At 42.4% G+C, this 12,017-nt stretch carries 7 protein-coding genes; 5 read left to right on the forward strand and 2 right to left on the reverse strand.

Features of this window, described 5'->3' with window-relative positions; genetic code table 11:
• Window positions 1-287: 287 nt before the first annotated feature.
• Both E7K77_RS07265 and addA read left to right on the forward strand, forming a co-directional pair.
• Entirely contained in the window at window positions 288-3,845 is a 3,558-nt protein-coding gene (locus tag E7K77_RS07265; RefSeq protein WP_325306161.1) for a PD-(D/E)XK nuclease family protein, read from the forward strand.
• Window positions 3,835-7,701: a helicase-exonuclease AddAB subunit AddA gene (gene addA, locus E7K77_RS07270; protein ID WP_325306159.1), complete on the forward strand. Its 3,867-nt coding sequence runs from the start codon at window positions 3,835-3,837 to the stop codon at window positions 7,699-7,701. The genes E7K77_RS07265 and addA overlap by 11 nt, the downstream gene beginning before the upstream one ends.
• An 80-nt stretch (window positions 7,702-7,781) precedes the next feature.
• Here addA and E7K77_RS07275 read toward each other — a convergent pair whose 3' ends face one another.
• Entirely contained in the window at window positions 7,782-8,723 is a 942-nt protein-coding gene (locus tag E7K77_RS07275) for a diacylglycerol/lipid kinase family protein (protein ID WP_325306158.1), read from the reverse strand.
• A gap of 208 nt (window positions 8,724-8,931) precedes the next feature.
• Here E7K77_RS07275 and E7K77_RS07280 point away from each other — a divergent pair, with 208 nt between their 5' ends.
• Window positions 8,932-9,639 (forward strand): GntR family transcriptional regulator, encoded by a 708-nt coding sequence (locus E7K77_RS07280; protein ID WP_004694848.1) that lies wholly within the window; start codon window positions 8,932-8,934, stop codon window positions 9,637-9,639.
• 195 nt (window positions 9,640-9,834) lie between these two features.
• Here E7K77_RS07280 and E7K77_RS07285 read toward each other — a convergent pair whose 3' ends face one another.
• A complete protein-coding gene (locus E7K77_RS07285) occupies window positions 9,835-10,218 on the reverse strand; it encodes a helix-turn-helix domain-containing protein (RefSeq protein ID WP_325306157.1) in 384 nt (127 codons plus the stop codon).
• 189 nt (window positions 10,219-10,407) lie between these two features.
• Between E7K77_RS07285 and crcB the strand changes: the two genes are divergently transcribed.
• Entirely contained in the window at window positions 10,408-10,788 is a 381-nt protein-coding gene (gene crcB / locus E7K77_RS07290; protein ID WP_101928541.1) for a fluoride efflux transporter CrcB, read from the forward strand.
• A gap of 84 nt (window positions 10,789-10,872) precedes the next feature.
• Complete coding sequence (locus tag E7K77_RS07295; RefSeq protein ID WP_325306156.1) at window positions 10,873-11,853, forward strand: molybdopterin-binding protein; 981 nt, start codon at window positions 10,873-10,875, stop codon at window positions 11,851-11,853.
• Window positions 11,854-12,017 lie beyond the last annotated feature (164 nt).

The raw sequence follows: 12,017 nt of genomic DNA on the forward strand, positions 1-12,017 counted from the left end.
AATTCATGCTAATTGTAAATAAAATATAAAATATTATCTTAATTATAAATAAATATAATCAAATGAGTCAAATATTGTACAATTAGCCATAGAATGTCATATTACTATATAATAATAATCAGTATAGTAATTTATTATATCGAAAAATTTCGTTTGATGCTATATCTAATTCGTATAGTGCTACAATTAATTTGTGTAGTGCTATTCTAATGCGTTAACTGATATGAGCAATATACATTTGTGGATTATATCAATTGAGATGGTGAAAGTTTCACTAGGGAGGTCTCATGAGTATTAGTGTCTATTATGGACGGGCTGGATCAGGCAAGACGCGCGCCGTATATGAGCGCATACGTCAGGTCATGACAGACTGTCCAGGGGAACCAATAATTTTGCTCGTTCCTGAACCTGCCACCTATCGGGTGGAACGGGAGCTAGCTGAATTCATGCCTGAGAAAGGCTTTACTACGGTTCGCGTCGTAGGCTTTGGTCGTTTGGGTTATCAGGTATATCAATCTATAGGCTCAAAAGGGGTCGGTCAATCAAGTTTATCAAGCTTTGGCCGGTCTATGTTGTTGCGCCTTGTAATGAAACGAAAACAAAAGGAACTCGGGCTATTAGAACAGGCCACAAAGCGACCTGAGTTTTCTTCCGTATTGCAACAACTCTTTTCTGAATTCCGCGCCTTCCGTGTAGGTCCTGATGACCTAGAACGAGGGGCAGAGTTTGTTAAAAATAATGTATTACAAAAGAAATTGCGCGAGTTAGCTATTTGTATGTCTGCCTATGAAGAGGAACTCAGTCGCCATGGGGAGCGCGACATCGATCCTATCATGGAAATCGTAGAGGCTTTGCCACAATCTCCTCTCATGGAGAATAGCCATGTCTTTATCGATGGTTTTCATTGGTTTACGCCCACACATTACGAGCTGATTTATACCTTGTTTGACTTGGCAAAGGAAGCCGTTATTACTATCGATTTACCGATGGCTCCAAAGGCGTTAAATCTAGCTCGTCGAGGGGAGCATCTCTTCAGCCGCCCTTTAGAGATTTACGACACCTTAGTCGCTCGTTATGGCTCTAGTATCAACTGGGTTGGCTTTGACGGGAAACGAGGCCCTCAAATTGTTCGAGAGTTAGAGTCTAATTACTTTATTAGTCCTAGTAAGAAAAACTCTACAGATGAAACGATTCCGCTTATTCGAGGCTATAACAGGGAACGCGAAGCAGATGCTGTGGCTCGTCACATTTTAGCCTATGTAGAATCATCTGAAGAGGCGCGTTACCGAGATGTATGTATCATGCTCCGCGAGTCTGAAACCTATGGTGACACTTTAGAAAAGGTCTTTGCTCGCTACGGTATTCCGCATTTTATTGACCGTCAGCGGCCTATGAAAAATCATCCATTAGGCGAGCTATTGACGGCTCTATTTGATATCGTGCGTCATAACTATAGTCGAGACAGCATGTTCCTCTTGCTCAAGACGGACTTGATGCCGCTTACTCGTGAGGCTGTAGATGAGCTAGAGAACTACGTTCTCGAGTTTGGTATCGATCATTATAAATGGGAACGTGAAAGCTGGCCGTACTTACGAGGCTTTCATGAGGGGCAAGATGAAGAGAACCACGTAGATGTACCACGCAGAGCACGTGTTAACAAAGCAAGAGAAACCATTATGGATATATTATCTCCATGGTTTGACTTTGCTGCTAATGCGGAGGGTCATACAGGGGCTGAGTGGGGTACACAACTTTATGGTTTATTAGAAATCTTACAAGTGCCAGAGCGGCTCTATGAATGGGCGAAGGACGCAGAAACTATAGGTGATCAAGAATCCAAAGCTAGTCATGAACAGATGTATAATGCGGTTCTTTCCTTTATAGACGAAATTTCTATGGTCATGAAGGATGAAATATTGACTCTGGATGAGATGATGCTCCTCCTCGAAGAAGGCCTTAGCGATGTAAACTACTCTATGATTCCGCCGTCTTTAGACCATGTGGTGATTACCACTATTGAACGTGGTTACAGCCAGTGGTGGCCTAAGGTGTTCGTAATGGGCCTCAACCAAGGCGTATTCCCTCAAAGTATGGGCGATGAAGGGCTCATCAAGGATAAGGAGCGTCAAGAGTTGGCCAATGCAGGCATTACCTTAGCAGAAGGTGCCTTGCCGAAGGCTTTCAACGAGAATTTTCTATTATACCTCGCCATGACACGGGCATCCGATTCGTTGACCTTGTCCTATGCGGGCTCTGGTGAGGATGGAACCGGTCTTGAGCCATCCCTCGTGGTGAAACGATTAGAATCCCTTGGGTACGTAGATCAGGCGGTAGAGATTCCTCTCTCCATTGCACCTGATACAGAGGCGGATTACGTGTGGCGCCCACTCCAAAGTCTGTCATTATTGTCGGAGCGTTGGGGGGCGCTCTTTAGTGGTTATGAGGTCAATCCTCTTTGGTGGGGCCTCTATAACTGGGCTCGTGAAAGCGAAACCTATCGTTTTCGTTTAGCTGAGGTGTCACGTGGCATTCGAGATAATAACGATGTGCCTGTCATTACGCAGTATTTAGTAAATGGGTTGTTCCTGTCTAAAGGCTATATGTCTGGCTCTGTAACACGCCTTGAACGATACCAACAATGTCCGTTCAAGTTCTATGCTCAATATGGTTTGAAACTAGAACCGCGTCCAGTACGTTCCTTTGGAGCTCCTGAAATCGGTATGTTCCTACATGCTAATTTAGAGCGCTTAGGTAATTATCTTTTAGAAAACAACAAACAATGGCGTGACCTCGATGAAGAGGAACAAACAAATCTATGTCGCACCGTGGCAGATGAAATCTTGCAAGAGAATCAACTGGGTGAAGAAACGAGCGATGCCTACGAAAAAGCCATCGAGCAACGTGTACAGAGAACATTACATGTGACGGTAGACCGTCTCGTAGAATGGTCAAAGCGCAGTGATTTTGATACGAAGTATTTAGAGCAAGACTTTGGTCGTCAAGGTGGCTGGGACCCTATTCGAGTCCCTCTTGGTAAAGACCGTTACTTGCGCCTCATCGGTCAAATTGACCGCATCGATGAATATACGCGGGATGGTCAAACCTATGGTATGGTTATCGACTACAAATCAGGTGGCGCTCATGTGACGGCCCAAGATGTGTATTATGGCCTTAAACTGCAGCTCATGACCTATTTGCTGGCGTTAGAATCCGCTTATGGTAAAACACATGGCGAATCTATGTCCCCTGCGGCGGTGGTTTATTCCTACGTGAAGAACCCTAAAATCCCTGCTGATGCGCCTATATCTTATGAAGATGCCGTTTCGTTGGCTAATGAAAGTGATGCTTGGCAAAACAGTGGGTATTTCTCAGATGATATTGAGTTATTGACGCATATTGACAATAAGTTTTTATCCTATGGTTCTAAACGAGGCCCTTATGTGCCGATTGCTACGAAGAAAGATCAAACCATTTCCAGTAGAGATTTACGTAAGGTTAAGAGTACTGGTGAGTTTGATGTAATGTGCCGTTATACAAATCACGTGATGGCTGAGACGGGCCGTCATATTGGGGAAGGGCAGTTTCCGATTAAGCCATATCAATTGAATGGCTTTAGACCTTGTACATACTGCGATTACAGAACGGTATGTCGCTTTGACTCTAGCCGTAATCGATATAATTATTTGTCTAGATTGTCTGAAGATGATGCATTAGAACGGATGAAAGAGGTCTTAAGCGACGGAAACAACGGAAACAACAGTAACGACAGAAATAACAGCAACGAAAAAAATAATAATAATGACGGAAATAATAGTAGCGAAGGAGGTGAAAACCATGGGTGTTAAATGGACGCCAGAGCAGGAGTCTGCCATCATAGCACCTAAGGACTCCTCCTTAGATAATCAGACCTTACTTGTTGCGGCTGCTGCCGGTTCAGGTAAGACAGCGGTCCTCGTAGAGCGCATTATTACGCGCCTTAAGGATATGGATAATCCTTTATCCGTTCAAGAACTCATGGTTGTAACTTTCACAAAGGCTGCAGCCCAAGAGATGAGCGCTCGTATTGGCCTTGCCTTGGCTAAAGCCATGGAATCTACAGATGATGCAGTACTACAAGAGCGCCTTGAACGACAGCTCAATCTATTGCCGTCTGCTCATATTTCTACATTGCACTCCTTTTGCCAATGGGTAATCCGTTCCTATTTCTACAAGCTCGATATTAATCCAACGGCTCGTATCGGCAATGAAGCAGAAATGGCGTTGTTACAGCAAGAGGTATTAGCCGATTTATTAACTAAGTCCTATGAAGAGGGCCTTTATAATATCTATGAGCTAGCGGACTTCTTCAGCGACGATAAATCCGATGCGGGCTTAACGGCAAAGATTATGTCTTTATATAATTACGCCATGTCCCTTGCTAATCCCGATGGATGGCTAAGAAAAGCCTTAGAGCCGTATAAAGAGGCGATGACCATAAACTCTAGTGATACGATGTGGGGCGAATATATGTGGTCGAATCATTTAGCTGTTATCAACCGTATTCGAGAGCGCTTAGAGCGGATGGAAGAAATCTTGCTCGACCCAGTGGGGCCTCATAAATGGCAAAATATATACGATAATCAACTGGCTGCACTAAGTATGCTTTCAGCAGCTCAATCTTGGAATGATATGGGCGATGCTTGTAAGCATATGGATACTTTTATTAAGGATCAATTCCGTATGGGTTCAAAAGAGGCACAAGCTTATGACCCTATGTTGGTAGCAGAGTTTAGATCTTTAGGTGGTCAAAATAAAGATGACCTCAAAGCCATGCAAAACGCTATATTCACCGTTCCGGAAGCTACCTTGCAAGAGCAGTTTAAGGCTCAATATCCAATCATAGAAGGTCTTGTAGAACTGACGATTGCTTTTCATAAAGCTTATAGAGACATGAAGCAAGAGCAAGGCATCATGGATTTCAGCGATCTTGAGCATCTATGCTTGGCTCTTCTCGTTGAACCTGGCACAGAGGATGACCCTCAGCCATCTGAAGTGGCAAAGGAACTGCAAGATACGTTCAAAGAAATCATGGTCGACGAATACCAAGATACGAACGGCGTGCAAGAGACGATTATCAACTTGATTTCTCGCGTCGATAATAGGTTCTACGTGGGGGACGTGAAGCAGGCTATTTATAGCTTCCGTATGGCCGACAGTTCTTTATTTATGGAGAAGTACAATACTTACGGTGGTACTGATGCGGTAGAACGACGTATCGACTTGGCGAAAAACTTCCGATCTGATGCAAATATTTTGGCTGCTACGAACTTTTTGTTCTATCAAATCATGACGGAAGACGCGGCAGAGCTTAATTATACAGAGGCTGAATCGCTTATTCCTGGCCGTATCGTAGAGGATGCACCAGAGGATTGGGTTGGAGGCGACGTGGAATTGCAGCTCTTAGATGTGAGTAAGGATACTCTTGGTGCTAGTGAAAGTGACGAAGATGAAGGGGATGACCCTGAAAACAACGAGCGTGAGCTAGATTTCATCATTCAAAAAATCAAGGAAATCCATGCTGCTAAGAAACAGGTGCAAAATCCAGATGGCACATTCCGTCAAATCGAGTGGCGAGACTTTGCTGTTTTGCGCAGATCCTTGGCGGGTTGGGGGACGCGTGCCGTAGAAGCCATGCGTCAAGCGGGGATTCCTGCGGTTGTAAATGAGCGAGACGGTTACTTTGAAGCACAAGAAATTCAACTTTTATTGGCGTTGTTATCCATCATAGATAATCCGGAACAAGATTTGCCGATGGCTGCCGTATTGCACTCTGGCCTAGTAGGCCTTGATGCGAACGAACTAGGCGCATTGCGACTGTCTGGTGAGGGTTCTCTATGGTCGCTCATGCCAACCTATGCAGAAGAGGCTCAAGATGAGCGCTTATTAGCTTTCATTGGACATATGGAGCGGTGGCGCACTTTGTCGCGTCGCCATGGTGTGACCGATTTGCTATGGGATATTTACGAATCTCAAGATTACGTAAATTATGTAGGGGCTATGCCGAATGGTCTCGTGCGCCGCGCTAATGTGCTTGCCTTATATGATAGAGCTAAGGGCTATGAAGCTTCTGGCTTCCGTGGGCTCTTTAGGTTCTTGCGCTTTGTGGAAAGCTTGCGCGACAGCAACCAAGATATGCCACTTGCCAATGTGGTGAGCGAGGCAGATAATGTGGTGCGCCTCATGACCATCCATAAGAGTAAGGGCCTTGAATTCCCTGTAGTATTTTTATCTGGTGTACAAAAAAGATTCAATATGATGGACTTGCGTTCAGAGCTTCTTATCGATAAAAATGCAGGCCTTGGTTTGAAAGGATATTTTCCAGATATTCGAGTGTCCTTCCCGACCATGCCCTGGTTCTATGTGAAAGACGTAAAAGAGGCGGCCCTCAAGGCGGAGGAGCAGCGCATTCTCTATGTTGCCTTGACACGGGCACGAGATAAGCTGTTCATGACAGGCTTTATTAAAGGCTTTAAAAATTCTAAAGGTGTGTTAAGCACCATAGGTGAGCTCATTAAAAATGTGGCATCCGTAGAAACTCAACAGTTACCGACAGATATTATTACACAAGCTAATACCTATCTAGACTGGATGATCATGGGCTTTGCTCGTCATTTAGATGGCGGTAATCCATTGCGCGTAGCCATCGAGTACGAAGGACCCACCTATTTTGATTTACCGGATAAACAGTGTCGTTTAAAGGTTGAAATCCATGATGGCTCTCTTTATGGTGATCTCGATTACAAAGCGGATATCGACGAGACAACAATTAATAAGGTGCGGGACTTAAAAGATGTTAATTCCGTAGAATTACCGCAGGAAATCGTGGACCGTTTTAACTATACCTATCCATACAACGATGCTACACGACGTACTGCTAAAATTTCCGTTAGTGAATTGAAGCGACGATTCCAAGAACGAGAACTAGAGGCAGGAAATATAGACACTCTTAATGAATCGGTTGCAATGGTAGATTTGGGTGCTAAACGAGCCGTGTCGGATGCGGTTCAGGCTATTAAGCTAGATACAACGAACCCGAATCTTAGTGCCGATGACAGTAGTAATATTAGTGTTCAGCCTGTTATAGTTTCGGAGGATGAATTAGCAAATTCCGTATTCGGTCGCAAACCTCACGCTTTACAGTCTGGAGAAGATGTATTGACGGGTGCTCAATGGGGTACCTTGATGCATGAGGCTATGCAATGGTTACCTCTTGTGGAGTATACGCAAGCTTCTTTGACGAAAGAATTAGATGCACTGGTGGAGAAAGGGACTTTCACAGAGGAAGAGAGAAATTTATTAAGCGATACAAGTTTGTATAAATTTTTCAGCTCTGATCTTGGTAAGCGCCTTATCAATGCAAAACGTATTGAGCGAGAATTGCCATTTAGCATGCTCTTTGAAGGAAAACGCGTATATGACACCTTAGAGGACGGGGAAAATCTGTTCCTTCAAGGTATTATTGATACGGCCTTTGAAGAGGACGGTGAATGGGTTCTCGTAGATTACAAAACGGATCGTGTTACATCCGGAGAAGACCTTATCAAGCGCTATAAAATCCAAATGGATCTCTATAAAGAGGCCTTGCAGCGATTGACGGGGATGCCCGTGAAAGCTTGCTATATTTATAGCTTCCGCTTGCACGATGCAATCATCGTGGACTAAAGTGTATAGATTCTTATAAATTAATAAACACAAAAGCTCTCTATTCGTTGATAGAGAGCTTTTGTGTTACCAATTACTTGTTATATATGTGGTAGTTTAGGCAGATTCAAGGCTTTTTTCTTTTTATGCTTTGCAGGTGCAAATACTTTGAGTACGCGCGGCAATACTTCAATATCTACTGGCATAGCAGGACCTGCATCACCATCCATATTGGTCGATAAATCATCGACGTTAGATAGAAGTTCGATATGAGCTTTTTTCACAGTTAATGTCGTTGTATAACGAGAGTTATAGATGGCACCACTGATAATGAGTGGTAATACGCTGAGAATATCGAGGATAAAATATTCTTTGAAGATGATGATACGCATATAACCATCATCTACAGAGGCTTCTGGCATAAAACGCTCAAAGCTAGATACTACATTGGTAAGTAGGGCTAAAACGAGAGGAGATTTGCAAATGAAATCATCGTCCTCTGTTTTAATGCGGTACGTGTAGTCCTTTGTAGTGAACAACGCTTGGCCTGCTCTCAAGAAATACGCGAGAGGGCCGAGTATGCTCTTTTCCTTTGGTGTAACTTCATCTACAACCTTAGGAATAACGCCAGCTGCAATATTATTGCAGAAATACCGATCATTACAACGGCCGATATCAATGGTTCGAGTTTCATTGATATCGATACGTCTGATAGCTTGCGTTGGATTTTGGTGAATGCCGAGCGCACGAGACATATCATTTACTGTACCAACGGGAATAAACCCAAAGGTACAGGAGAATCCACCTTGGGCAATACCATTAACGGTTTCGTTAACAGTGCCGTCACCACCCATGCAGAATACGGCATCAAACCCGCGTTCACAAGCGTTCTTAGCAAAACGTGTAGCATCGCCTTCGCCTCTGGTGAATTTGACCTCAATCGTTTCGAACAAGGTACTCAATTTCCATTGTAAATCGAGGGCATAACGGCGCGCTGCACCTCCTCCTGAGACAGGGTTGATGATAATCAAACAACGGCTCATAGTATACTTCCTTACTTTCAAAAATGAGATATAGCTATTATCTATAGTTAAATTGACAGTCTTAATGATGAGTTCTATAATTGTAATGTATATACTTAATTTCGCACAACATACTTTCTAAGATATGTTGTATACTATATTATACTCATTTTAACCGTTCTTTGAAAGTCTGAAAGCACGAATGGTTAGTAAGGTTTAGGGGCTAGTAATGGGAAGACAAAGTTCAAAAGATAAATACAAATTGTCCGCAGTGGATTCTATCGAAAGATTACCTCTCAGTGAACAAGTATATTTAACATTAAAAACAGCTATCTTAACAGGCGAATTGATGCCTCAAGAGAAGCTTAACGAAGTAAAGATTGCAGAACAATTACAAGTGAGTGCTACACCTGTACGTGAAGCATTCCGTAAATTAGCTAAAGATAATCTCGTAGTTATCGTTCCTTGGAAAGGCGTTACTGTAAAAGCTGACACTCCAGAAGAAATTGTAGCACTTTACCAAGTTCGCGAAGTAATGGAAGGACTTGGTGCTAGATTATGTGCTCGTCATGCTACACCTGAGCAAGTACAAGAGCTAAGAACCCTTTGTAAAGAGATGCATGAAATTGAAGATGCCACAGAACGTGTTGATGTGAATAGCCGATTCCATACAATGATTGCTCATTACTCTGGCAATGAACGTATTGTAGATTATCTAGCAGGTTTCCGTGAACGCGTTAATCGTGACATGTACATCAGTTCTTTCAATGCTGTACGTACACATGACTGTGATGATGAACATGACCAAATCGTAGACGCTATTGAACGCCACGACGAAGTAGCAGCAGAAACAGCTATGCGTCAGCATATCAACAATGCATTTATCTTCAAAAAAGCAAATGCGGAAGTACAGCATAAAAAACTTAATGAAGTATAATGCCTGCTGATGCTGATGCTGATGCTGATGCTGATGCTGATGCAATGGGCATAATGACATATGAGAGGCTCCGCCAATGGTGGAGCTTTTTTAATTATTATTTTGAATATTTAATTCAATTTTCATTTAGAGCATCTTGATATAAATTAGTTATCATTTGTTGTATTTAATTAACTGTTCTTTTAGACTATCGGATTAGTTTGCTTTTGTTTGGTTTCGAGACGTTCTCTTGGTGTGGTTCAGAAGCTCTAGCCGTTTATAGTGTGATGTTAGGTGCGCATTACAGTTTTTATAATCTATAACACGCAGTCTTACGAGCTGACCTACGTTGATTTGAAAGGCTTGTGCGATTTTAAAAAGAATTTCTAAAGACATGCCGGAGATGCCTGTACCACATTCTAATTTACTTAAATAACTACGACTGATACCAATGTGACGAGCTAACTCTTGTTGAGACATATTTAGGGATATGCGAATAATGGCGATTTTATGACCTAAACAAACATATTGATGTTGTAAAAACGGGTCTTCGTATGTGTTGATCCGCAGTTCGGTGAGCGGTGTAGCCGAGGGGTTCATAGGGACTCCTTCCTTTTCCCTACTCTCTAAATATAGTATACTGAGATTGTTAGCGTCTGACTAATATAGAAAAGTAGATAATTATCGGCTATTACAGATAATTACACGAATTGTGAAAGTAGTATTACATGTATGCTATAGTAATGTGATCATAACATCTAGTATGTTATCGTGAGTAAAGGAGGCAATATGGAAAAATACATAGCCGTTGCCCTCGGTGGCGCCACTGGGGCCTTATGCCGTATGGCTCTCGGTGAATGGGTTATGACAAAGGTCAGCTCTTTTCCGTATGGTACGGTAGTAGTAAACCTCGTTGGTTGCCTCATTATCGGTTTAGTCTTAGGCCTTTATATGCAAAAGCCAGATCTACCTCAGTGGGCGAGATTTTTCCTCGTTGTAGGTGGGCTAGGTGCATTTACCACCTTCTCAACCTTTGCCTTTGAAATGCTACAGCTTATGATGGCTGAATCCTATGTACAAGCATTATGGTACGGTGTAGTACAAGTCGTAGGGGGCTTAATCCTCTGTTGGGTTGGTATGCTAGTAGTACGTCTACTCTGTAGTATTTAAACATATTAATATTGAATAATAGTATTAAATACATTTTGATGTTATATCATAGCGTATTTTATTATTAATGACTTGGGAGATATTATGAAATCTATTAGAACACAAGATGCCGTAGGGCAAATCTTATTACACGATATCGTAAGAATCGTCATTGGTGAGGTGAAAGACACGCCCTTCCGCCGTGGCCATGTTATCACAGAAGAGGATATTCCAAAATTATTAGACCTTGGTAAGGAGCATATCTTTGTGATGGAACCAGAAGATGAAGGTTTCTTACACGAAGAGGATGTAGCTCGTGCTTTGTATCATATGGCAGGCGGCGAAAACATGCATGATGGCCCTATGGCGCAAGGTAAAATTGAAGCCATTGCAGATGTAGATGGTCTTTTCAAGGTTGATGTGGAACGCTTACACGCTATCAATAGCATTGGTGAGCTGACTATTGTAACAAGATTTAATAATACACCTGTGAAAGCTGGTGATAAACTAGCAGGCATGCGCTGTATTCCATTGTTGTTAGAAGAACAACAAGTAGAGGAGGCAAAGAAAATTGCTGATGATAAGCCTTTGTTACATGTAAAGCCATTCGTACGCAAAACTATGGGTATCGTTACGACTGGATCTGAAGTATTTGAAGGTCGTATTAAAGATGCTTTCACCCCAATCATTGAAGAACGTTGTGCTGAATTTGGCGTTACAAAGGTAGCTCATGAGATTGTAACAGACAATACGGATGATATCGTGGAGGCTATTGATAAGGTAAAAGCGGCGGGTGCCGATATCATTTTCTGTACTGGCGGCATGAGCGTTGACCCTGATGATTTAACACCTGGCGCGATTAAACGCTATGCAGATCGCGTTGTTACCTATGGTTTGCCTGTATTACCAGGGTCCATGGTTTGCATTGCTTACTGTGCAGATGGCACACCAATCCTTGGTGTACCAGGTGGCGTATTATTCAGTAAACCGACTGCCTTTGATGAAATTGTGCCACGTCTTGTTGCAGATGATGAAATCACCAAAGAAGATTGTATAGCTATGGGCCATGGAGGATTCTTGGGCTAATAGGCTAGTATAACAAGATTAGCTAGAATAACTAATATAGCTATTCTAAGTAATATAGCTAAATTAAACAATATAACTAGAATAATTAGTATAGCTAATATAATGAATATAGTTAATATAGCCAATATAAGGAGATAAGATAAATCTTATCTCCTTATATTGTT

The sequence above is a fragment of the Veillonella parvula genome (genome assembly GCF_032577575.1).
Taxonomy (GTDB): Bacteria; Bacillota; Negativicutes; order Veillonellales; family Veillonellaceae; genus Veillonella.

Bases quoted from the DNA above. Each gene is read 5' to 3' on its own strand.
- E7K77_RS07265 (WP_325306161.1), top strand. From the start codon at position 288: ATGAGTATTAGTGTCTATTATGGACGGGCTGGATCAGGCAAGACGCGC.
- addA (WP_325306159.1), top strand. From the start codon at position 3,835: ATGGGTGTTAAATGGACGCCAGAGCAGGAGTCTGCCATCATAGCACCT.
- E7K77_RS07275 (WP_325306158.1), bottom strand. From the start codon at position 8,723: ATGAGCCGTTGTTTGATTATCATCAACCCTGTCTCAGGAGGAGGTGCA.
- E7K77_RS07280 (WP_004694848.1), top strand. From the start codon at position 8,932: ATGGGAAGACAAAGTTCAAAAGATAAATACAAATTGTCCGCAGTGGAT.
- E7K77_RS07285 (WP_325306157.1), bottom strand. From the start codon at position 10,218: ATGAACCCCTCGGCTACACCGCTCACCGAACTGCGGATCAACACATAC.
- crcB (WP_101928541.1), top strand. From the start codon at position 10,408: ATGGAAAAATACATAGCCGTTGCCCTCGGTGGCGCCACTGGGGCCTTA.
- E7K77_RS07295 (WP_325306156.1), top strand. From the start codon at position 10,873: ATGAAATCTATTAGAACACAAGATGCCGTAGGGCAAATCTTATTACAC.